18 protein-coding genes and 1 tRNA gene are annotated in these 22,261 nt (G+C 55.5%); 8 read left to right on the top strand and 11 right to left on the bottom strand.

From position 1 onward, the window contains the following. Positions 1–67: 67 nt before the first annotated feature. Positions 68–388 carry a thioredoxin gene (trxA, locus tag GGR91_RS05795; RefSeq protein ID WP_183940926.1) on the top strand — a complete coding sequence of 107 codons (321 nt, stop codon included), beginning with the start codon at positions 68–70 and terminating at the stop codon, positions 386–388. Here the strand turns inward: trxA and argJ are convergent. Then, positions 385–1,608, bottom strand: coding sequence for a bifunctional glutamate N-acetyltransferase/amino-acid acetyltransferase ArgJ (gene argJ, locus GGR91_RS05790; RefSeq protein WP_322788774.1), 1,224 nt, complete (start codon positions 1,606–1,608; stop codon positions 385–387). The two genes, trxA and argJ, sit on opposite strands and share 4 nt — an antisense overlap. 339 nt (positions 1,609–1,947) lie before the next feature. Between argJ and GGR91_RS05785 the strand changes: the two genes are divergently transcribed. The 3 genes from GGR91_RS05785 (at position 1,948) to GGR91_RS05775 (ending at position 5,810) form a co-directional block, all read left to right on the top strand. Next, entirely contained in the window at positions 1,948–2,220 is a 273-nt protein-coding gene (locus GGR91_RS05785; protein ID WP_183940923.1) for a hypothetical protein, read from the top strand. A gap of 89 nt (positions 2,221–2,309) precedes the next feature. Beyond that, complete coding sequence (gene secA / locus GGR91_RS05780; RefSeq protein ID WP_183940921.1) at positions 2,310–5,039, top strand: preprotein translocase subunit SecA; 2,730 nt, start codon at positions 2,310–2,312, stop codon at positions 5,037–5,039. A 24-nt stretch (positions 5,040–5,063) separates the two neighbouring features. Continuing rightward, positions 5,064–5,810, top strand: coding sequence for a sulfite exporter TauE/SafE family protein (locus GGR91_RS05775; protein WP_183940919.1), 747 nt, complete (start codon positions 5,064–5,066; stop codon positions 5,808–5,810). A gap of 73 nt (positions 5,811–5,883) precedes the next feature. On the opposite strand, the gene GGR91_RS05770 is transcribed toward GGR91_RS05775, so the two are convergent. The 6 genes from GGR91_RS05770 to GGR91_RS05745 form a co-directional block, all read right to left on the bottom strand. Beyond that, on the bottom strand, positions 5,884–7,023 hold the full coding sequence (locus GGR91_RS05770; RefSeq protein ID WP_183940917.1) for a glutathione S-transferase family protein: 1,140 nt from the start codon (positions 7,021–7,023) through the stop codon (positions 5,884–5,886). A 137-nt stretch (positions 7,024–7,160) separates the two neighbouring features. Further along, positions 7,161–7,235, bottom strand: a tRNA-Asn gene (locus GGR91_RS05765). Between the two features lie 74 nt (positions 7,236–7,309). After that, on the bottom strand, positions 7,310–8,086 hold the full coding sequence (locus tag GGR91_RS05760) for an NAD kinase (RefSeq protein WP_183940915.1): 777 nt from the start codon (positions 8,084–8,086) through the stop codon (positions 7,310–7,312). Then, positions 8,083–9,069, bottom strand: a complete 987-nt coding sequence (gene moaA, locus GGR91_RS05755; protein WP_183940913.1) for a GTP 3',8-cyclase MoaA — start codon at positions 9,067–9,069, stop codon at positions 8,083–8,085. The genes GGR91_RS05760 and moaA overlap by 4 nt, the downstream gene beginning before the upstream one ends. 77 nt (positions 9,070–9,146) lie before the next feature. Then, positions 9,147–12,632 carry a transcription-repair coupling factor gene (gene mfd, locus GGR91_RS05750; RefSeq protein WP_183940911.1) on the bottom strand — a complete coding sequence of 1,162 codons (3,486 nt, stop codon included), beginning with the start codon at positions 12,630–12,632 and terminating at the stop codon, positions 9,147–9,149. Continuing rightward, a complete protein-coding gene (locus GGR91_RS05745; RefSeq protein ID WP_183940909.1) occupies positions 12,629–12,916 on the bottom strand; it encodes an FAD assembly factor SdhE in 288 nt (95 codons plus the stop codon). The genes mfd and GGR91_RS05745 overlap by 4 nt, the downstream gene beginning before the upstream one ends. A 60-nt stretch (positions 12,917–12,976) precedes the next feature. On the opposite strand from GGR91_RS05745, the gene recG reads away from it, so the two are divergent. Continuing rightward, entirely contained in the window at positions 12,977–15,037 is a 2,061-nt protein-coding gene (recG, locus tag GGR91_RS05740) for an ATP-dependent DNA helicase RecG (protein ID WP_183940907.1), read from the top strand. Here the strand turns inward: recG and GGR91_RS05735 are convergent. Together GGR91_RS05735 and tyrS are read right to left on the bottom strand one after the other, a co-directional pair. Continuing rightward, positions 15,034–15,357 carry a PilZ domain-containing protein gene (locus GGR91_RS05735; RefSeq protein WP_183940906.1) on the bottom strand — a complete coding sequence of 108 codons (324 nt, stop codon included), beginning with the start codon at positions 15,355–15,357 and terminating at the stop codon, positions 15,034–15,036. The genes recG and GGR91_RS05735 overlap by 4 nt on opposite strands. A 97-nt stretch (positions 15,358–15,454) precedes the next feature. Beyond that, positions 15,455–16,681 (bottom strand): tyrosine--tRNA ligase, encoded by a 1,227-nt coding sequence (tyrS, locus tag GGR91_RS05730; RefSeq protein WP_183940904.1) that lies wholly within the window; start codon positions 16,679–16,681, stop codon positions 15,455–15,457. Between the two features lie 32 nt (positions 16,682–16,713). Between tyrS and GGR91_RS05725 the strand changes: the two genes are divergently transcribed. Together GGR91_RS05725 and GGR91_RS05720 are read left to right on the top strand one after the other, a co-directional pair. Further along, positions 16,714–17,274 (top strand): DOMON-like domain-containing protein, encoded by a 561-nt coding sequence (locus tag GGR91_RS05725; RefSeq protein ID WP_183940902.1) that lies wholly within the window; start codon positions 16,714–16,716, stop codon positions 17,272–17,274. After that, entirely contained in the window at positions 17,271–18,470 is a 1,200-nt protein-coding gene (locus GGR91_RS05720) for an exo-beta-N-acetylmuramidase NamZ family protein (protein WP_183940900.1), read from the top strand. The genes GGR91_RS05725 and GGR91_RS05720 overlap by 4 nt, the downstream gene beginning before the upstream one ends. A 10-nt stretch (positions 18,471–18,480) precedes the next feature. On the opposite strand, the gene GGR91_RS05715 is transcribed toward GGR91_RS05720, so the two are convergent. Continuing rightward, complete coding sequence (locus tag GGR91_RS05715; protein ID WP_221204260.1) at positions 18,481–19,650, bottom strand: vWA domain-containing protein; 1,170 nt, start codon at positions 19,648–19,650, stop codon at positions 18,481–18,483. A gap of 151 nt (positions 19,651–19,801) precedes the next feature. Here GGR91_RS05715 and GGR91_RS05710 point away from each other — a divergent pair, with 151 nt between their 5' ends. Then, the gene (locus GGR91_RS05710; RefSeq protein ID WP_183940896.1) at positions 19,802–21,202 is read left to right on the top strand and encodes a methyl-accepting chemotaxis protein; all 1,401 of its coding nucleotides are present in this window, start codon (positions 19,802–19,804) and stop codon (positions 21,200–21,202) included. 12 nt (positions 21,203–21,214) lie between these two features. On the opposite strand, the gene GGR91_RS05705 is transcribed toward GGR91_RS05710, so the two are convergent. Continuing rightward, positions 21,215–22,060, bottom strand: coding sequence for an AAA family ATPase (locus tag GGR91_RS05705; protein ID WP_183940894.1), 846 nt, complete (start codon positions 22,058–22,060; stop codon positions 21,215–21,217). Positions 22,061–22,261: the final 201 nt, after the last annotated feature.

Here is a 22,261-nt window from a genome sequence, read left to right as displayed (position 1 = left end):
CTATCTGCCTTGGCGCTTGTCAGCATTTGGCGGTGGGCATACATGGGGTGCAACAAAGGAGACAAACATGGCTACCAAATCCGTAGGCGATAATGATTTCGCATCAGAAGTACTGGCATCGGGCAAACCCGTATTGGTCGATTTTTGGGCCGAATGGTGTGGTCCATGCAAAATGATTGGCCCAAGCCTTGAAGAAATCAGCGAAGAGCTCGCTGGTCAGGTCGAGATCGTGAAGCTGAACATTGACGATCACCCCGATACGCCAGCAAAATATGGCGTGCGCGGCATCCCGACGATGATCTTGTTCAAAGGCGGCGAAATTGCGGACACGAAAGTCGGCGCTGCGCCAAAGGCTCAGCTGAAAAGCTGGTTGGAAGCTGCGCTTTAACTGCGATAATCGGCGTTGATGCTGATGTAGCCGTGGGTTAGGTCGCAGGTCCAGACCGTTGCACGCCCGGCCCCGATACCAAGATCAACGCCGATTTGAATTTCATTTTGCTTAAGATGTTGCGCCACCGGCGCTTCGTCATATCCGGCGACCGCTAGGCCATTGCGCGCAACTTGCGTCGCTCCGAAACTGATCGATAGGCTGTCGCGGTTTGCAGGCTCTCCCGCCTTGCCAACCGCCATGACAACGCGGCCCCAATTGGCATCTTCACCCGCAATCGCGGTTTTTACCAAGGGCGAGTTGGCAATGGCTAAGCCTATCCGCCGCGCGCTGTCATCATTCGCAGCGCCGGACACATTGATTTCGATAAACTTCTGCGCGCCTTCGCCATCGCGGACAACCAGATGCGCCAGTTGACGGCAGATGTCATTCAGCGCCGCAGCAAACGCGTCCGCGCCCGCATCGTCATATGACGTAAGTGGCGTATTGCCTGCTTTCCCCGTCGCAAATGCCAACACAGTATCGCTGGTCGATGTGTCGCTATCGACGGTGATACAGCTGAAACTGGTTTTGTTGGAAGCGGATAACATCTGCTGCAAAAAAGCGGCGTCGACAGCGGCGTCGGTGAAAATATAGCCAAGCATAGTTGCCATGTCGGGCGCGATCATGCCTGAACCCTTGATGATGCCCACGAGCTGCACTTTGCGGCCATCGACCATGGCGCTTGCGGTCGCGCCTTTCGCAAAGGTGTCGGTGGTGCCGATCGTGTGCGTCACATCTTCCCAACTGCACGGTGCCGCATCAAAAACAGCGCGCAATCCAGACTGCGCTTTATCGATGGGCAGGGGAACGCCAATAACACCCGTGGACGAAACGAAAATTTCCGAAGCATCGCAGTTCAGATGGCCTGCAACTTGCGCGGTAATTGCGTCTACTGCGTCCTTCCCGCGCTGTCCGGTAAAGGCATTGCTGTTCCCGGCATTCACCACCAAAGCGCGCGCGCGGCCATGCGCCAAATTCGCGCGGCAAAGGTCGACCTCGGCAGAGCAGCATATATTTTGTGTGGTGACGCCAGCGACCGTTGTACCTTCGTCCAGCGCGATATAGCTTAAGTCGCAGCGACCCCAATCCTTATACCCAGCACGCGCCACACGGGGCGTTGCACCCGCGATTTCGGGCATGATGGGAAATGGTTTTGCGAGCGGTGATTTTACTAACACTTAAGAGACCTTTTGCTAAACCCCCGACAGATCAGGGAGAACAAAGACATGCTTTTCTATTCGGTGTTGGCGCTAGCATCAATTGTGGTCGAAACAAACGCCGAAAAACCTGCGCCGCCTCCGCCGGTTTCATTCGCTTGCACTGTTAGTGGAACCCGTGATGTCGCTCCGTTTCTGGATAGTGACGGCAAGCCACAGGCCAAACGCATCAAGTTCCGGATGTCACTGGAGCATGAAGACTTGAAGACCAGCGTAGCCAGTGAGTAGGCCGCGCGCCTTGGGTGTGGACTTTGCTGCCATGCCTAACTATACCCGCCACAGCACCGAACAGGGCCATATATGCGCATATTGATTTACTTACTGGCGATGTTGAGCGGTTTTTCCGCTGCGGAGGCTGCGCGCCCCGTTTCTTCATCGTCCATGTCAGTGGATTCGGCCGCCGTTCAGGCTTACGTTGCCGCTTCTGCTCAGGAAGCCGATAAAGCATTTGAGCAGCCGGTGCATGTGACGCCGACTGCGCGCGTGCATCTGATGCCAGTCGAAGGCAGCATCGCGTTCGTTGCATTGGCACCCGACACACCCGTTTATCGGCACGATATTATTTTAGGGTAGGGGCTCCGCACCCGCTGCGGTGCGCCTTTTAATACCCTATTTCGCGCCATTTTGCGCGCGTCTCCCACATGATTTTAAAGGAATTAGTTATGCTCGGCGGAATTGCCAAAGCCTTGTTTGGGTCATCCAACGACCGTTACGTCAAATCGATCATGAAGATCGTCGACAAGATCAACGCGCTCGAAGACGAAATTGCGGTCATGGATGACGAACGGTTGAAGGGGCAGACCCAGATTTTCCGTGACCGCCTGACCGCCGGCGAAACGCTTGATGATATTTTGCCCGAGGCATTTGCGACGGTTCGTGAGGCTTCGAAGCGCGTCATGGGTATGCGCCATTTCGACGTGCAGATGGTCGGCGGTATCGTGCTCCATCGTGGCGAAATTGCCGAAATGCGCACGGGTGAAGGCAAGACACTGACCGAGACTTTGGCGTGTTATTTGAACGCGATCGAAGGCAAGGGTGTGCATGTTGTAACCGTGAACGATTATCTTGCGCGCCGTGACGCCGAATGGATGAGCAAGATTTACGGCTTCCTTGGGCTGACCACGGGTGTGGTTGTTCCGAACATTCCCGAGCATGAGCGCCGTGCCGCTTATGACTGCGACATCACTTACGCGACCAACAATGAACTTGGTTTCGACTATCTGCGCGACAATATGAAATATGAACGCGCACAAATGGTGCAGCGGCCATTTAACTTTGCGATTGTCGATGAAGTGGACTCGATCCTTGTCGATGAAGCGCGGACACCGCTGATTATCTCCGGCCCAACCGATGATAAATCAGAATTATATATGCAGGTGCATGCGGTTGTCCTTCAACTCGACGACGGCGATTATGAAAAAGACGAAAAGAGCCGCAACGTCACGTTGACCGAAGACGGCACGGAAAAGGCCGAACGCTTGCTGGAGAGTGCCGGGTTGCTGACCGGCACTAACCTGTATGACTATGAAAACACCTTGGTTGTGCACCATCTGGATCAGGCACTTAAAGCCAATGTGATGTTCAAGCGCGACATTGATTACATTGTCAAAGAGGGCAAGGTCATCATCATCGACGAATTCACAGGTCGCATGATGGACGGACGTCGCTGGTCAAACGGCCTGCATCAGGCGGTCGAAGCCAAAGAAGGCGTCGAGATCGAACCAGAGAACCAGACGCTCGCAACGATCACCTTCCAGAACTATTTCCGCATGTATCCCAAATTGTCGGGCATGACCGGAACCGCGGCCACCGAAGCCGGCGAATTCCACGAAATTTACAAGTTGAATGTTGTGGAAATCCCCACCAACTTGCCCGTGCAACGTATTGATGAAGACGACCAGTTCTACAAAAATACGCAGGACAAATTTGGCGCCATCGCCAAGACTATTCGCGAAGCAAATGAGCGGGGTCAGCCCGTTTTGGTTGGTACTGTTTCCATTGAGAAGTCCGAATTGCTTTCCGAGTTTCTGGAAAAGGAAAATGTGAAGCACAGCGTGCTCAATGCGCGTTTCCACGAAAGCGAAGCGCGTATTGTGGCGCAAGCCGGTCGTTTCGGCAGCGTAACCATTGCCACCAACATGGCTGGACGCGGCACCGATATTCAGCTGGGCGGGAACTTTGAATTCCGTTTGGAAGATGAATTGGGTGAAGTACCCGAAGGCCCGGAGCGCGATGCCGCAATTGAAGCATTGAAAGCCGAAATAGCTACTGAAAAAGCCAAGGTTGTCGAAGCGGGCGGCCTGTTTGTTCTCGCGACCGAGCGGCATGAAAGCCGTCGTATCGATAACCAGCTGCGTGGCCGTTCAGGCCGTCAGGGTGACCCCGGTCTCTCGCGCTTCTACCTTTCGCTCGATGATGATCTTCTGCGCATATTTGGTTCGGAAACATTATTCTCGCGCATGATGAATTCCAGCCTGGAAGACGGCGAGGCCATCGGCGGCAAGTGGTTGTCGAAAGCCATTGAAACCGCACAACGCAAGGTCGAAGCGCGGAACTACGATATCCGTAAGCAGCTGGTGGAATATGACGACGTCATGAACGACCAGCGCAAGGTTATTTACGACCAGCGCAGCGAAATTATGGATGCAGAAGCCGTCGACGATATCATTGAGGATATGCTCAACGACACAGTCAACAATCTGGTTGGCGATCACTGTCCAGAAGGTACCTATCCCGAGCAATGGGATGTTGATGGACTGAAGCAGCAATGTGCGGAAGTTCTGGGGCTTGCTCCGGACATCGATAGCTGGTTGCAGGAAGACGGCCTTGAGCCCGAAATCATTGAAACCCGAATTGCCGACATGGCGACCGCCAGGTTTAAGGCAAAGGGCGCCGATCTTGACGAAACCGTATGGCGTCAGGTCGAAAAAAGCATTTTGCTGCAAACGCTCGACCATCATTGGAAAGAGCATTTGTCGACTTTGGATGCCCTGCGTCAGGTTATTTACTTGCGCGCTTATGCGCAGAAGAATCCCGTCAACGAATATAAGCAGGAAGCGTTTGGCCTGTTTGAACGCATGTTGGGTGCCATTCGTGAAGGTGTAACCAAGACAATCGCTACCAACGACTTCCGCGCAGAAGAAGAGCTTGTTCCGCCTCAACTGCCTGAATTGCCGGATTTCTTGACGACACATATCGACCCGTTCACGGGTGAAGATGACAGCAATGACATCGACGCTGGTTCACTTGGGTTTGTCACGACGACGATCCCACGCCCAGCGACCGCATCGGGTTCAAACGACCCGTTTGCGGGCAACCCGGACTTGCGTCGCAACGACCCATGCCCTTGCGGTTCCGGGCAAAAGTATAAGCACTGTCACGGCGCTTATTAAAGGCATTGAACGGGGAGGGCGGGGATGATCTGGTTGGCTGGACTCTTCGCTTTCGTCGCTTTTGTGTACGCCTCGGTCGGCTTTGGCGGGGGTTCGACCTATACGGCGCTGCTGGCGCTGTGGGGCGTTGATTATCGGCTAATTCCGGTCATCGCGTTATTATGCAACATCATTGTGGTGACGGGCGGCAGCATGCGCTTCATACGCGCTGGGTTGGTGTCTTGGCCACAGGTCATGCCATTGTTACTGGTATCCGCGCCTCTCGCGTTTCTGGGCGGGCTTGTGCCGCTGAAGCAATGGATTTTCCTTACGATATTGGGCGGGGCATTACTTGCATCTGCCATTGCCCTGCTGCTTCAGCCTGAAAAGCTGTCGGCACGGGTGTTGCCCAAGCCATTGCTGTTGGCGATTTCTGGCGGCGTTGGTCTGCTGGCTGGTCTGTCCGGGATTGGCGGCGGGATATTCATGGCGCCGATATTGCACCTTATCCGCTGGGCGGAGGCACGGCGCATCGCCGCCTTTGCTTCGCTCTATATCCTGATCAATTCGGCCGCAGGGCTGGCAGGGCAGGTCATAAAGGCAGGTGCACAGTCACTTGCTGCGCCCGCGATGGAATATGGTCTGTTACTCGCTGCCGTGTTGGTCGGCGGACAAATCGGAAGCATATTCGGAATGCGCTATTTGTCGCCGCGGCTTCTGCGCACATTTACCGCGATATTAGTCGGATACGCCGCACTACGGCTGCTTTGGCAGGCGCAGGCGCTTTCGTAACATTAGGAGCGAGCGGACCTACAGAATACTATCGGTCGCTTTGGCACAATCCCGCCTTCAACCGTGAAGAGTATCAGGCAAGAACCAGCATATTTTTATCGCGCATGATCCGCTTCGCAAGACTGAGTTCCATCGCTTCCTGGCCCCCGACTTGTTCAATCAGCGCATTCAGTCTTTCGCCTGCTTCGCCTGCGCTGCCCGCCGCCAGGTCTTGTGCTCTGGCAAACATCCAGAGCATATGTGGCGCGCTGCCCCGCTTCATCGTCACGCCGCGCCACGGATATTCCACTTTCCCGACATTTGGATGAATTTGCGGCTCTCCCGATCGCGAGACCACATCGCCAGCTTTCTTGTGCGCCGCCCATGCATTGAAGCAGTCGGCATCGGCTTTCAATCCGGGTGTCCAGTCAGCAAAGACAATTTTGAGCACAGCAATGAGGGTTTCGGGAACGGTGTCCTGACCGCAGTAGTCCTCACCATAGCCGGGATATTCCCCGTCGCTGATGGGTACAGCGTTCATCCGTTCCGTCCAGCGGAACAGGTTGGGTGCCTTTGTCTTCATCAGCATGGCTGGAACAGGATCGCGGCCGAGATGCGCAAACAACGGCGCCATCATGCCAAAGTCGCCGCGGCAGGGCCTGCCGCCCAGCAAATAGGGATGATGCTGAAAATGGTTATCCAGCGCGTCGATTAGCGCCAGATAGGAATCTTCCATTGCAGCGATGACTTCTGGAAAGACACCAAGATTGGGTAAGAAGCCGGCAAAAAATTCCATCGTCCGTGCTGCAGATTCGCGCCGTGCGGAGCGATCAACCCCCGCGACCATTGCGCGCCCGAATTCTGCACGCAAAAATGTTTCCTGCTCATCGCGGTAGGACCAGCGATAGTGCATCGCCAGCGGCAGCAGATATTCCGAACCAAACGCATCAAAAATCAACGACACCCACTGTTGCACGGACGATTGGGGCTCGAGCGGTGGCTCAGCATGGCGCTGCTCCAGAAAGTCTATAATATCGCCACTGTCCTGGATAATCTCGCCATTGTCCGTTTCGAGCACGGGTACAACAAAATGACCGACCGCAGGCAGTATCCTGCTGGCAAACTCTGGATCGGACGGATAGCGCTCGCGAAAAGGCAGGCCCTTTTTGATGAGATAGGATCGCGCCTTGCCCGTATAGAGAGAATGGGCTGAGCCCCATAATGTGTATGTCATGCTCAAACCCTAACCGATGAAAATGTAGCGTTCAACATACCAGTTTAAATGGCTTGGCCTAAAGTGCATCGAAATTGGGTGTGCGCCAACGGATATCGAATAACATATATATTATTCATTGCCGTAACAGGCATAAATGGCTCCCCGGGAGGGATTCGAACCCCCGACCAATTGATTAACAGTCAACTGCTCTACCACTGAGCTACCAGGGAACAGCCCGATATCCTCGGGCAGAGGCGCGCCTATAGCAGCGCTTTTTCGCATTTGGCAAGCGCCCATTGCCAGTTCAGACAATAAATTGTTCCATTGCAATGCGATCATCCAGTGCATGTTCGGGATCGAACAAAAGCGTGAGTGATCGATTGCGGTCTAACGCCACTTCTACTTGCGCAATATCGCGGATCTCGCGCTGGTCGGCAACCGCGCTGACGGGGCGCTTGCTGGCCTCCAAAATGTTGATTTTGATGACATAGCGGTCTGGAAGAATGGCACCTTTCCAACGGCGGGGCCGAAAGGGGCTGATGGGCGTCAGTGCCAGCAACGACGAATCGAGCGGCAAGATGGGGCCGTTTGCAGAAAGGTTATAGGCGGTCGAACCAGCGGGCGTGGATACCAATATGCCGTCACTGATAAGTTCCGGGATCACCGCCCGGCCGTTGACAGAAATCTCGAGCTTGGCCGCTTGCCGGGTTTCACGCAGCAACGACACTTCGTTGATCGCGGGTAATGTGAACTTCTGACCGCTGACGGTTGTAATATCTGCCGTCAGGGGACGAACCGAGAAGGACTTTGCGCGCTGCAGCCGACTGTGGAGGTCTTGCAGATCCCAGCTGTTCATCAGGAAGCCGATTGTGCCCAAGTTCATGCCGTAAGCAGGAATGTCACGGCGGCTTTCCAACAATTGATGCAAAACCTGCAGCATGTGGCCATCGCCGCCCAGGACGATTACGGCGTCGGCATTATCCAGCGAGACAAAGTCATGGACTTCGCGAAGTTGTGCTTCGGCTTCACGCGCCTGCGGCGTCGCCGACGATATTATCGCAAGTTGCGTATATTGGGTCATCCGCCTGTAGCATTCATATGTCGCGTCAACCTCAAGTCAGGCTGTGCGAATTGGTTTTCAAATTCATGGCGTTGGGGTTTAAGCCGCAAAGCCGTCTGAAGCAAATGGTCGACGTCGGAAGGCACGCCTTCGCGCAATGCTTTGCGCAAATCGACGTGCAGTTCTGACCCAAGGCACATATAGATTTTGCCATCGGTAGTAAGGCGGATGCGGTTGCATTGGTCGCAAAAATTCTGGCTCATTGGCGTGATAAGGCCCAGGCGCAGACCCAATGGATCGACGCGCCAATAACGGGCAGGTCCAGCGCTTTTATGCGCCAGCGGATGCAGGTCATATTGTTGGCGGATGGGGGCGGTGAATGCGTCGAGCGAGATATATTGCGCCTCGCGTTCCGATACGCCCGTTCCAAGCGGCATTGTTTCAATCAGTGTAAGATCAAAGCCCTGCTCCGCGCAAAACGCCACCATGGGCATGAGCGCGTCTTCATTTTCGCCCTTTAGGGCAACCATGTTGATTTTGACGGCGAGGCCATGGGCTTTGGCCGCGTGAATGCCCTTCAATACCGTGTCGAGGTCTCCCCCCCGGCTGATCGTCTTAAACTGATCCGGGTCGAGCGTATCCAAGCTTACATTGATACGTTTCATGCCAGCGCTGGCAAGAATGGGCGCGAATTGTTCCAACCGGCTGCCGTTGGTCGTCATCGTCAACTCTTCAAGCGCGCCGCTTTTCACATGCTGCCCAAGGGCGTTGATCAGAACGGCAATGTCACGGCGAACCAGCGGTTCGCCACCCGTTAGGCGAATTTTGCGAATGCCATGGTCTATAAACCGAGCGACCAAAGCTGCGATTTCATCATAGCTTAGCAAATCGGGATGCGGCAAAAAGCTCTGCATTTCGGGCATGCAATATGTGCAACGGAAATTGCAACGGTCGGTCACCGATATCCGTAAATAGTCGATACTGCGTCCAAATCCGTCGATCATTTTTGCGATGTAAGCGGAAATGCTTGCGCTACCAAGCTGAATTAATTTGCCGAAAGGGTTCGGAAAGTTTTTCGCTGCTATGGGCGTGAAGGGGAACCATGCCGGCGGGCAAGGTTTGCAAGGCCGCGCGACAGCTGCAAACAGCCGTTGAGCCGCGCTGCCGGGTCGCCCCATATGCGGTTGATAACCAGCTTGCTGTCGGGACGCAGCTTTGCGGTCTCGCCCAATTTGTCGACATAGGCGAGCAATCCTGGGACATTAGGCGGTGTATCCTGATGGAAACTGACCAACGTACCACGGGCACCGACCTCTATTTTTGCGACCTGCGCAACGAGCGCGTTTTGCTTGATCTGGATAAGCTTCAGCAGGTTCTGCGTTGGTTCCGGTATCGGGCCGAAGCGATCGGTCATTTCCGCGGCGAATCCTTCGATGTCCTGACCTTCCTCGAGATCGTTCAAACGGCGATAGAGCGCCATGCGGACCGACAGATCGGGTACATAATCTTCGGGAATGAGGATTGGCGCATCGATGGTGATTTGCGGCGAGAAGCTGCCACGCGGTTTCGCGAGCCCATGTGCGCCAGCGCGCGCTTCCAAGATCGCCTCTTCCAGCATCGATTGGTACAATTCAAAGCCGACCTCTTTGATATGGCCGGACTGTTCATCGCCAACCAAGTTGCCCGCACCGCGAATGTCGAGATCGTGGCTCGCAAGCTGGAACCCGGCGCCAAGGCTATCGAGATCACCAAGCACCTTCAGACGCTTTTCGGCCGTTTCGGTCAGTACGCGATTCGGCTCATGCGTCAGATAGGCATAAGCACGGGTTTTCGAACGCCCGACGCGACCGCGCAGCTGATATAATTGGGCAAGGCCAAAGCGGTCGGCGCGGTGAATGATCAAGGTGTTGGCGCTCGGTATGTCCAGTCCGCTTTCGACAATCGTCGTCGACAGCAGGACGTCGTAGCGTTTTTCATAGAATGCGCTCATGCGTTCTTCGACCTGCGTCGGTGACATTTGCCCGTGCGCGGTGACATATTTAACTTCAGGTACTTCAGTGCGCAGATATTCTTCGATCTCGGTAAGATCGGTTATGCGCGGCACGACAAAGAAGCTTTGCCCTCCGCGATAATGTTCGCGCAGCAATGCTTCGCGCAGCACCACGGGGTCCCAAGGCATAACATAGGTACGCACCGCTAGACGGTCGACAGGGGGCGTCTGGATGACGGACAGCTCGCGCAAGCCCGACATCGCCATTTGCAGCGTGCGCGGGATCGGTGTCGCCGTCAGCGTCAGCATATGCACGTCGGTCTTCAGCGCTTTCAATTGCTCCTTATGATTGACGCCGAACCGTTGTTCTTCGTCCACGATGACGAGGCCAAGCCGTTTGAACGCAAGCGACTTTGCAAGAACGGCATGTGTCCCAATCACGATATCCAAAGTGCCATCCGCCAGCGCTTCACGCGTTTGTGTGGCTTCGGCGGTCGGTACGAGCCGTGAAAGCCGGCCGAGCTTTAACGGCAGGCCGCGGAAACGTTCGGCAAAGTTCGAATAATGCTGCCGCGCCAGCAACGTCGTCGGCGCAATCACCGCGACCTGAAGACCCGCCATCGCCGCTGCAAATGCCGCGCGCATGGCGACTTCGGTTTTTCCAAAGCCGACATCGCCGCACACGAGCCGGTCCATGGGTTTGCCTGCGGACAAATCCTGAAGCACTTCTTCAATTACGCGCAACTGATCTTCGGTTTCTTCATACGGGAAACGGTCGACAAAGCCGGCATAAGCGGGACCATCGACTTCAATGATGGAACCCGGACGAAGCGCGCGTTCTGCAGCGGTTTTGAGCAAATCACCCGCGATTGCGCGGATGCGTTCTTTCAGCTTCGACTTGCGCCGCTGCCATGCCTCACCACCCAGCTTGTCGAGCGACACATGCTCGCTGTCGGAGCCATAACGTGACAGAACGTCGATATTCTCAACGGGGACATACAGCTTGTCTCCGCCGGAATAAGTCAGGGCAACGCAATCATGGGGACTGTTGCCCACGGGTATCGAAATCAGGCCTTCATAACGGCCAATACCATGGTCCTGATGCACCACGAGATCGCCGGGGGTCAGCGCGGCAAGTTCGGCCATGAAGGCATCGGCGGATTTACGGCGCTTTTGCCGGCGCACGAGCCGGTCGCCCAGCATGTCCTGTTCGCTTAAGACGGCTATGTCCGGCGTTGAAAATCCATGGTCCAGTGGCAACACAACCATTGCCGTCCGCCCGGCGGCCACGCCCAATGCTCGCTGCCAACTGTCCGCATCGACGATGGACGGCGCGCCATGATCGGCCAGCAAACCCTTCAACCGCTCGCGTGCGCCATTGGAATAGCTCGCGATGATGGTTTTGGTCTTTTTGCTGTGCAACGATTTTAGATGCGCGGCGACGGCTTCGTAGACATTGGCTTTCTGCGTGCGTTCCGGTGCGAAATCGCGCGCTGCGGTGATGCCGAAATCAATGACGCTCGCGGAATCGGGCTGCGCGAATGGCGTGATGAGGTGCGCGGCATTATCGTCGAAAAGCTGGTCGAGTTCGCCGCCACTTAAATAGAGCATCTCGGGCGGCAAGGGGCGATAGCTGCCGGGTTCGGCCGCCTGCGCCTTCACGCGGTTTTCGTGATAATCGGTAATGGAGTCCAGCCGCGATTGGCCCGCGGCAATCGTGCCACTGTCACGAATGACAAGCGCGTCGTCCCCGACATGGTCAAAGATCGTCGCCATGCGCTCTTCAAACAATGGCAGCCAATGGTCCATGCCCGAAAGCCTGCGGCCTTCCGAGACGGCCTGGTAGAGCGGGTCGCCCGTTGCGGTCACGCCAAAGCGTTCGCGATAGCCAACACGAAAACGCTTAATCGCGTCTTCGTCCATGAGGGCTTCAACCGCGGGCAAGATATCGAAATGTTCGACTTGGTCGATGCTGCGCTGATCCGACGGATTGAAACGGCGGATGCTTTCGATTTCGTCACCGAAGAAATCGAGGCGAAGGCCGACTTCGCTTCCGGCGGGAAATAGGTCGACGATGCTTCCGCGGATCGCGAATTCGCCTGCGTCGGCAACGGTATCTACGCGGAAATAGCCGTTGGACTGCAGCAATGATGCAAGCCGTTCGCGGCTGATTTCGCGGCCAGCGGCCAAGCGTTCGCCCGTCTGGCGAATGCGGAAGGGCGTGACATATTTTTGGATGACTGCACCGATGGTAGTGACCACCAGCTGCTTCTTTTTTGCAGGCTGCTGAAGCGCTTGCAATGTCGACATGCGCTGCGACGTGACCGCAACCGAGGGCGATGCGCGATCATAGGGCAGGCAATCCCATCCCGGCAGAATCAATATTTCAAGTTCAGGCGCAAAAAACGGCACGGCGTCGGCAATTGCCCGCATCGCCGCCTCATCAGGCGCGATGTACAGCGTGCGTGCTTTGGCCGCGCGTGTCAGGTCGGCAAGCAGAAGCGGCGCAAAACCCTGCGGCACCGACGCGAGCGTCAGCGCGTTGCGACTGGTTGTGATCCGCTGCAAATCAATCATGATGTTTGGGTGCTAAGCCCCTCAGGCAGCGTGATGAAATTCAGCTGCATCAGTTGCTCCATCAATGGCCCTGCAAAGGCAGGATCGGGCGGCGCAGTGCCGAGTGCCCACGCCATGATGTCGACATCTTCCTCTTCAATCAAACGTTCGAACCATTCATATTCGGCTTCGCCCCAGTTGGCCGAACATTGGTCGAAAAAGCCGCCGACCATGGCGTCCGCTTCGCGCGTGCCACGGTGATGTGCACGATAATGCAGTTTGCGACGATAGGGGGCAGCGTCCATGTAACGCATCCTTTATGCTGGTGGCGTGAAATGATTATCGGGTTATAAGCGGCCCTAGTCATGCGTCCCGATATACTCAATCCGTTATTTGCAGAAGTTCGCGCCATGAAGGGCGTCGGCCCTGGTCTGGCAAAGCCTCTCGAGCGCCTTGGGCTCGAGCGGGTGAAGGATGTGCTGTATCATTTTCCGGCCAACTGGACCTATCGCAAAGCGGTTTCCGTGCTGGATGTCGCCGATGTCGGCAGCAACATCATTGTCACCGTTACAGTCATGGACCACCGCAACAGCAACAACGCCCGCGCACCGTTGCGGATATTCGTTGCGGATGTCGCTGGAAACTATCTGACGCTCACTTTTTTCGGCCGAAATGGTGGATGGGCGCGCAAGCAACTGCCCGTTGGTGAGAAACGGATCATTTCGGGCAAGCTCGAACGCTATGGCGACGAATTGCAAATGGTGCACCCTGATCATGTCGTCCCCGTCGACAGCGATACGTCACCTGGCCTTGCGGAGCCGATTTATCCGCTATCGGATGGACTGACCAACAAACGCATGGGCCAACTTGCGGGGGCCGCATTGCAGGATGTGCCGGACCTGCCCGAATGGATTGAGCCAACTTTGGTCGCTGGCCGGAACTGGCCCAACTGGGCGGCTGCCATGGGAACTGTGCACCGCAGGGACGACCAGTCCGTGCGGGACAGGCTGGCCTATGATGAACTGTTCAGCAATCAGCTCGCTATGCGGCTTATCCGCGCGGCGATGGACAAACGTACTGCTGTGCCCGTGGCGGGTGATGGCTCGTTAATCTCGCTGTTGAAGCTGCCATTTGCCCTCACGGGTGCGCAGCAGCGCGCTATTGCCGAAATTGAGGGGGACTTGGCGCAATCACGGCCCATGTTGCGCTTGCTTCAGGGCGATGTCGGCGCGGGCAAGACGATGGTTGCGCTCATGGCATTGCTGCGTGCGGTGGAGTCGGGGATGCAGGCGGCGATGTTGGCGCCAACCGAAATTCTGGCGCGCCAGCATTATGCCGGTCTTCAAAAGCTGTTGGCGGGGATGCCCGTGAATATTGCCATCCTAACGGGCCGCGAGAAAGGCAGCCTGCGCGAAGCAACGTTGATGGGGCTGGCTGACGGTTCGATCCACATCCTCGTTGGCACGCATGCGATTTTCCAAGAGGCCGTGACCTACAAGTCGCTCGCCGTGGCCGTTATCGACGAGCAGCATCGTTTCGGCGTTTCCCAGCGGCTCATGCTATCGCGCAAGGGCAGGGGTGTTCCGCATCTGCTGGTGATGACGGCAACGCCTATCCCGCGCAGCCTTGCGCTTGCGGCTTATGGCGAAATGGACAGCTCGATCCTTGATGAACTTCCGCCCGGTCGTACGCCTGTGGAAACACGCGTCATGTCGCAGGATAGGCTTGCTGAATTGATTGACGGCGTTGCGCGCCATCTCGCCGCCGGAAAACAGGCGTTTTGGGTTTGTCCGTTGGTTGAAGAAAGCGACAAGAGCGACCTTGCCGCCGCCGAGCAGCGCGCAGAAATGCTCCGCTTGCGCTTTGGACCGCAGGTTGCGTTGGTGCACGGGCGTATGCGGGGTGCGGAAAAAGACGCGGTAATGGAACGCTTCGTTGCGGGTGAAACCCGGTTGCTTGTGGCGACGACCGTCATCGAAGTCGGCGTGGATGTGCCCAATGCCAGCCTGATGGTGATAGAGGCCGCGGATCGCTTTGGCCTTGCGCAATTGCATCAGCTGCGCGGTCGCGTCGGTCGCGGGTCAGAGAAATCTGTCTGTATTCTGGTCCGTACGACGCAAATTGGTGAGACTGCGCGTGCGCGTCTTGCGCTTATGCGCGAAACCAATGACGGCTTTCGTATCGCTGAGGAAGATCTTAAGCTGCGCGGTGCCGGCGAAATGCTGGGAACACGTCAATCGGGCGACAGCCCGTTTCGCGTTGCCACGCCAGAGCAAGTGCGTGAACTCATCGGCGTTGCAGCCGACGATGCGCGGCTTTTGTTGGAACGCGACGGCGGGCTTGATGGCCCGCGGGGGCAGGCTGCCCGTGTGGCTCTCTATCTGTTTGAACGAGATGCAGGTGTGGCGACGCTTCGCGGCGGTTAGCGCAGCTTTGGCGAGATAATTTCAAGCAGCCCAAGAAAATTGGGCAAACGTAACACGCGTTCAAACTGAAAACCGGCGCGGTTGTCAGACGTCCAGATAACCAGTGCCTCGATTCTGCCAATGACGGGCAACCGAAGCTCGACGCGGTCGCCACGTTCGAAGCCGGGGTTATCGTCAATCATGAAGCCATGTGCCGAGACATTAATAATGTGAATTTGCGTGTCCCCGCGCAATTTACTCTCGGCTATGACGGTGTGGTTTGCGCGGTGGCGGGCCGCGATGCGGAGATCCAGATCAGAGTTCGTAAGGGCATGTGCCATGTTTTCGGCCTCGTGCGGTAATTGATGTTGGACAATCACCGTACCGCCAAGTTCCAAAGATTTGGTAAAGTCACGCTCCGTAAATTTACCGACGCATTTATCCGAAGCGAATGAGGCCGTGCTTTTTTTTACCTGCGGAAATTTTCACAGGCTCTGATTGCGCTGAAATCATCGCATTTTCGTCCGTAATAGCAGCATCAGCGACTCGTGCGCCGCCGCCTTGAATCATTCTGCGCGCTTCTTTTTTGGATGCCACGAAATTTAGCGCCACCAACGCGTCAATCACCGAAATCTCTGTACTGACGTCAATCGTTGGCAAATCGCCGCCTGACGTTCCTTCTTCAAAGGTCTTTCGTGCGGTTTCAGCGGCAAGCGCAGATGCCTCTGCACCACGGCACAATTCGGTCGCCGCGTTCGCCAGTGCAATCTTGGCGATGTTGATTTCGGAACCTTCCAACGACTCCAAGCGTTCGATTTCGTCGAGCGGCAAATCAGTGAAAAGGCGCAGGAACTTGCCGACATCGCGGTCGTCCGTATTGCGCCAGAACTGCCAATAATCATAATCAGGAAGCTGTTCGCGATTGAGCCAGACCGCGCCAGAGACGGACTTGCCCATTTTCGATCCATCGGCTTTGGTAATAAGCGGCGTTGTCAGACCGAACACCTCCGCACCGTCCATCCGGCGCGCCAATTCCATGCCGTTTATGATATTGCCCCATTGGTCCGATCCGCCCATTTGCAAACGGACGCCCATCGTCTTGCTGAGATGACGGAAGTCATATCCTTGCAAGATCATATAGTTGAATTCGAGGAAGGTCATGGGCTGTTCGCGCTCAAGCCGCAGCTTGACCGAATCAAATGTCAGCATCCGGTTGACGGTGAAATGGGTGCCAACCTCTTGCAGCAGTCCGATATATCCAAGCTGACCCAGCCAGTCATGGTTGTTGACCATAACGGCATCGGTCGGGCCATCGCCAAAGGTTAAAAACTGCTCAAACGCCGTGCGTATAGACGATATGTTGGCTTCGATGGTTTCATCGGTCAGCATCTTACGGACTTCGTCTTTGCCCGTCGGATCACCAATACGCGTCGTGCCGCCGCCCATGACCACGACGGGCTTATGTCCGGCCTGCTGCAATCGGCGCAGCAACATGATGGACACCAGATTTCCGACATGAAGCGATGGCGCAGTCGCATCGAAGCCGATATATCCCGGAACAATCTCTTTGGACGCAAGCGCATCAAGCGCCGCCGCGTCGGTTGTTTGGTGGATGTAGCCGCGTGCATCAAGCTGGCGAAGAAGATCAGATTTATAAGCAGTCATAGCGCGTCAGCGCCTAGCATGGAGTTTCGACATTGGCCAATATTTCGATGACGGAAACGGTGCTGCAATGTCATCCGCTGAGCGAAAGCGGCTTTGTGGGGGCTATAGCAGTGCACATTGATCGCGCCGAAGACGGTCGTTTGCAGATAAAATACACGCTGCACGGGCTGATCGAGGAGATACGCTTCCCGGAAGCTACGCAACCGGAACGCACGGACGGACTTTGGAAAGACACATGTTTTGAATTGTTTTGCGGCCGCACCGATGAAGGCCGCTATGCCGAATTCAACTTCGCGCCGTCGGGGCAATGGGCGGCCTATGCCTTTACCGGATACCGGGAAGGCATGACGGAGCTGGCCTGTGCGCCACCGCAGATAAAGTGCACGGCGGGGGAGGGCATATTCGAAATGACGGTCACAGTAGCGCTGCCCGAATCTTTGCGAACGGTGGATTTGGTGGCGGGGTTCAGTGCCGTCATTGCAGACAAGGACGGACGTACCGCTTATTGGGCACTCGCGCACCCACCCGGGAAAGCGGATTTTCATCATAAGGATTGCTTTGCCCTGCAACTGGAGGCACGAACCGCGGCATGAAATTTGGAATTGATCGCCTCCTGACGGAGCCAGAACTTCGCAAGCCATTGGCGGGTAAACGTGTCGCGTTACTGGCCCATCCAGCGTCGGTGACAGCAGATCTGACGCATGCATTGGATGCACTGGCTGCGCTGGACGATATCAATGTCACCGCTGCCTTTGGCCCCCAACATGGCCTTCGGGGTGACAAGCAAGACAATATGATGGAGTCACCCGACTTCACCGACCCTGTGCTCGGGATCCCGATATTCAGCCTCTATGGCGAAGTGCGGCGCCCTACCAGCCAGTCGATGGAGACTTTTGACGTCATCCTGATCGATATGCAGGATCTCGGTTGCCGGATTTATACCTTTATTACGACGCTGCTGTATGTGCTTGAGGCATCTGCCGCGCATGGCAAATCGGTTTGGGTATTGGATCGCCCGAACCCTGCGGGTCGTCCCGTAGAAGGGCTGACGCTGCAAAAGGGTTGGGAGAGCTTTGTTGGCGCGGGCCCGATGCCGATGCGGCATGGGATGACTTTGGGTGAGATCGGGCATTGGTTTATCGATCATTACAAGATTGACGTTGATTATCGCGTTATTGAAATGGCGGGTTATGAACCAGACGCAGCGCCCGGATATGGCTGGCCTGCCGATCGGATATGGATCAACCCAAGCCCCAATGCACCCAACATCAACATGGCGCGCGCTTATGCGGGTACGGTGATGCTTGAAGGGGCAAATTTGTCAGAGGGCAGGGGAACGACCCGTCCGCTGGAGATATTCGGTGCACCTGACATTAACGCGCGCGACGTAATGGACGAAATGCGGGCGTTTGCGCCGCAATGGCTGGCTGGCTGCACGCTTCGGGAAATTTGGTTCGAACCGACATTCCACAAGCATGTGCATCAACTGTGTCATGGTGTGCACATCCACGCAGAAGGTCCATCATATGACCATGACGCGTTCCAACCGTGGCGGATTCAGGCATTGGCATTTAAGGCCATCCGGCGGCTTTATCCCGAATATGATCTGTGGCGCGACTTCCCGTATGAATATGAATTCGGCAAGCTCGCCATTGACGTGATCAACGGTGGCCCCGCCTTGCGCGAATGGGTGGATGCACCCGACAGCACGCCCGATCAACTGGACGCAATGACGTCAGCTGATGAACAGGATTGGCTACAGAAACGCGCGCAATATCTGCTATATTAGAGTCAGGACCCTAGTGGCCGTGCTTCCGGCTTAACTCGCGCATGGCGTCATCAAGACCTTCCAGCGTCAACGGGTACATCCGGTCGTTCATCAATTCCTTGATGATTTTCGTGGATTGCGAATAGCCCCATTGTTTTTCGGGCACGGGGTTAAGCCAGACCGTGGCGGGATAGGTGTTCGTAATCCGGTTCATCCAGACAGCACCGGACTCTTCGTTGAAATGCTCCACCGACCCGCCGGGATGCGTGATTTCATAAGGGCTCATCGACGCATCGCCGACCATGACCACTTTATAATCATGCGGGAATTTGTGCAGCAGATCCCACATCGGGGTACGTTCGCTGAACCGGCGCTTATTGTCTTTCCAAACGCCTTCATATGGGCAGTTGTGGAAATAGAAAAATTCCAGGTTTTTGAACTCGCTCGTGGCTGCACTGAAGAGTTCTTCGCAAAGTTTGATAAACGGATCCATGGACCCGCCGACGTCGAGCATCAGCAATACCTTGATCGCATTCCGACGTTCCGGGCGCATTTGAATGTCTAACCAGCCTTTGCGTGCTGTGCCATTGATTGTGCCGTCAATATCGAGCTCTTCAACCGCGCCATCGCGGGCAAAGCGGCGCAGCCGGCGCATCGCGATCTTGATGTTGCGGGTGCCAAGCTCACGCGTGTTGTCGAGATTCTGGAACTCGCGCTTGTCCCACACCTTTACAGCACGCTTGTGCTTGGATTCGCCGCCAATGCGGACGCCTTCGGGATTATAGCCCGAATTGCCATAAGGTGATGTGCCGCCGGTTCCGACCCATTTGTTGCCGCCTTCATGGCGCTTTTCCTGCTCCTCAAGCCGCTTTTTCAGCGTCTCCATCAGCTCGTCCCAGCTGCCCATTTTTTCGATCTTCGCCATTTCCTCTGGCGACAGATATTTCTCGGCAATCGCTTTCAACCAATCGGCGGGTACATCGACATCGTTCTGGCCGTATTCGGTGAATATACCTTTGAAAACCTTGCCAAATACTTGGTCGAAACGGTCCAAAAGCGCTTCGTCTTTCACCAGCGTGGCGCGGGCCAAATAATAAAATTCTTCTGGGCTTTGGTCGATAACATCCGCATCCAAAGCGGCGAGCAGCGCCAGATGCTCCTTCAACGAAGCGGATATACCGGCGGACCGCAACTCTTCCATGAATGAGAAAAACACCGGCAGGCTCCTGTTTAATTGACCAGTTAAAGCTTTTGGCTGTTTCGAAACGCGCCGTCAACAACCGGCGGTTAACTCCGTGATAACCATATTGCGATAGGCCCCGTTTCGAACGACAGAACAAGGTGCCGAACCCATGAAAATGGAAAAAATTGCATTGAATGAAAACCACTGGATCCACGAAACCGCGCAGATATGCGGTGAGGTTACCGTTGGCTGTGCCGAAGCGGCCGGTGTGCTCGAACAGGCGCTACAATCCGCAGACTGGCTCAAGGCAAGGCACGGCGAGATGACCGAGCTGACGCAAGCACTTGATGCGGACATCGCGGAGGTTGCGCAGGCGACCCGAGATGCAAGGAATTTCGCCGAAGCCGCTGTCGCAAAGCTGAAGACGGGGCACGACACGGTTCAGCTATCGCTGGCGAGCTTTTCAGACCTCATCAGTCTCATCATGAGCCTTGGTTCGCATATCACCGGTTTTGCAGCAGCGATGGAGCAAGTGAAGCGGGTATCTCAATCGATTGATTCGATTGCGCGCACGACCAACATGCTGGCGCTTAACGCAGCGATTGAGGCGGAAAAGGCGGGTGCAGCTGGGCAGACATTTGCTGTCGTGGCGGCTGAGGTCAAAAAGCTGGCGCATGATACGCGGCGCGCTGCGGTGGAAATAACCGGAACGGTGAACTCGCTTTCGCATGAAGCCGCGAAATTTGTCGTGGAAATCGAGGAAGGTGTATCGACAAGTGGCGCCGCGCAAGAGCAGTTTGCGAGCCTTGAGGAGCTCATTTATGGTGTGAGCGATGTCGTTGCCAAGGTGGGTGACCACAATCGTGAGATTGCAGACAGCACCGCACAAATTCACCGTGGGCTGGTCGATTCGCAAAATGTTCGTGATGCGGTCGAAGGCGCCAATGGCGAAATGTTCGCTGCTGTTGTGCGTGCGCATAGCCAGATCGGTGGTCTGGAAATACAGGCAAACAAGATGTTTGACCATATTGTGCACAGCGGATTGTCAAAGCGCGATAGCGAATTTGTCGCGCTTGCCCGCCAAAAGGCCGAAGAAGTGAAAGCATTGACCGAGGCCGCAATCGCGGATGGCACGCTGACGCTAGAGGCGTTGTTCGATACCGATCTGCGTCTCATCGAGGGCAGCAATCCGCCGCGCTTTACATCGAAGCTTACACCATGGGCGGAACAACATTGGCAGCCATTTATTGAAGCCGTCAAAGACAGCAATCCCGACGAAATAACGTCGGTTGTGTGCAGCAGCCTTAAAGGCTTCTTACCCGTTCAGTTGAAAGAACTGTCGCGGCCACCCACGGGCGATATTGCGCATGACACAAAATATTGCCGCAACGGCCGCGTCATTCAGGATCCGGTGGATATTCCGGCGAAAACAAGTGAGCAGGACTATATGATGGCCGTATTTCGCCACGAAGGCGACGGCCATTCATATAAGGTCATGCGGAACGTATATGTCCCACTGCGCATAAATGGACGCCGCTGGGGCGATTTTGAAATCGCTTACAGCGTCTAAATAATGCGCAGCTTAGGTATTTGGGCGCCGTGCCATAAAGGCCAGTCGTTCAAACAGCATCACGTCCTGCTCATTCTTAAGCAGCGCGCCGTGAAGTGGCGGAATGGCCTTTGTTGGGTCGCGCGACTGCAGAACATCCAGTGGCATGTCTTCGTGCAGCAACAGCTTTAGCCAATCGAGCAGTTCGCTCGTGCTTGGCTTTTTCTTGAGGCCGGGCACGTCCCGAACTTCGTAAAAAATGTCCATGGCCTTCGACACCAGCATTTTTTGGATACCGGGGAAGTGGACATCAATGATGGACTGCATCGTCGTGCGGTCAGGGAATTTGATATAATGGAAGAAACAGCGCCGCAGAAACGCGTCAGGCAGTTCCTTTTCATTGTTCGAGGTAATGATGACGATCGGGCGCTCGACCGCTTTTACGGTTTCCTGCGTTTCATACACAAAGAATTCCATACGATCGAGTTCCTGAAGCAAGTCGTTCGGAAACTCGATATCGGCCTTGTCGATTTCGTCGATCAAAAGAACGGGCAGCTGAGGCGCGGTGAACGCTTCCCAAAGCTTACCCTTCTTGATGTAATTTTTGATGTCGTGAACGCGTTCATCGCCCAATTGGCTATCGCGCAAACGGGCAACGGCGTCATATTCATACAGGCCCTGATGCGCCTTGGTCGTGGATTTGATGTTCCATTCAATCAACGGCGCGTTGAGTGCGGTTGCGATTTCCTGTGCAAGAACGGTTTTGCCGGTGCCGGGTTCGCCTTTAACAAGAAGCGGGCGGCGTAACCGCGTCGCTGCGTTTACGGCAACTTTCAGATCATCAGTTGCGACGTAATTATCAGTGCCTTCAAAGCGCATGGACGAACCCCGTTTGTTAATCGAACGATTAATTCGTTAAGTGGGCCCACCGCGTTATGCAATATAATAGTTTACGCCGGGGGGTATTGGGCAGGTGGCGCGCATTTCGTTTTGTAACGTTGGCCCCGCCAAATTGCGTACACACTATTCCTGCCATGGCTACCGGAAACCCGCACGTAGCGGCGAGTATCCGGTCCATAA

This window comes from Sphingorhabdus rigui, from assembly GCF_014196595.1.
In the GTDB taxonomy this organism is placed as follows: domain Bacteria; phylum Pseudomonadota; class Alphaproteobacteria; order Sphingomonadales; family Sphingomonadaceae; genus Sphingorhabdus_B; species Sphingorhabdus_B rigui.
This window is presented reverse-complemented; position numbering and strand designations above follow the sequence as displayed.

Bases quoted from the DNA above. Each gene is read 5' to 3' on its own strand.
- trxA (WP_183940926.1), top strand. From the start codon at position 68: ATGGCTACCAAATCCGTAGGCGATAATGATTTCGCATCAGAAGTACTG.
- GGR91_RS05785 (WP_183940923.1), top strand. From the start codon at position 1,948: ATGCGCATATTGATTTACTTACTGGCGATGTTGAGCGGTTTTTCCGCT.
- secA (WP_183940921.1), top strand. From the start codon at position 2,310: ATGCTCGGCGGAATTGCCAAAGCCTTGTTTGGGTCATCCAACGACCGT.
- GGR91_RS05775 (WP_183940919.1), top strand. From the start codon at position 5,064: ATGATCTGGTTGGCTGGACTCTTCGCTTTCGTCGCTTTTGTGTACGCC.
- GGR91_RS05770 (WP_183940917.1), bottom strand. From the start codon at position 7,023: ATGACATACACATTATGGGGCTCAGCCCATTCTCTCTATACGGGCAAG.
- GGR91_RS05760 (WP_183940915.1), bottom strand. From the start codon at position 8,086: ATGACCCAATATACGCAACTTGCGATAATATCGTCGGCGACGCCGCAG.
- moaA (WP_183940913.1), bottom strand. From the start codon at position 9,069: ATGATCGACGGATTTGGACGCAGTATCGACTATTTACGGATATCGGTG.
- mfd (WP_183940911.1), bottom strand. From the start codon at position 12,632: ATGATTGATTTGCAGCGGATCACAACCAGTCGCAACGCGCTGACGCTC.
- GGR91_RS05745 (WP_183940909.1), bottom strand. From the start codon at position 12,916: ATGGACGCTGCCCCCTATCGTCGCAAACTGCATTATCGTGCACATCAC.
- recG (WP_183940907.1), top strand. From the start codon at position 12,977: ATGCGTCCCGATATACTCAATCCGTTATTTGCAGAAGTTCGCGCCATG.
- GGR91_RS05735 (WP_183940906.1), bottom strand. From the start codon at position 15,357: ATGGCACATGCCCTTACGAACTCTGATCTGGATCTCCGCATCGCGGCC.
- tyrS (WP_183940904.1), bottom strand. From the start codon at position 16,681: ATGACTGCTTATAAATCTGATCTTCTTCGCCAGCTTGATGCACGCGGC.
- GGR91_RS05720 (WP_183940900.1), top strand. From the start codon at position 17,271: ATGAAATTTGGAATTGATCGCCTCCTGACGGAGCCAGAACTTCGCAAG.
- GGR91_RS05715 (WP_221204260.1), bottom strand. From the start codon at position 19,650: ATGGAAGAGTTGCGGTCCGCCGGTATATCCGCTTCGTTGAAGGAGCAT.
- GGR91_RS05710 (WP_183940896.1), top strand. From the start codon at position 19,802: ATGAAAATGGAAAAAATTGCATTGAATGAAAACCACTGGATCCACGAA.
- GGR91_RS05705 (WP_183940894.1), bottom strand. From the start codon at position 22,060: ATGCGCTTTGAAGGCACTGATAATTACGTCGCAACTGATGATCTGAAA.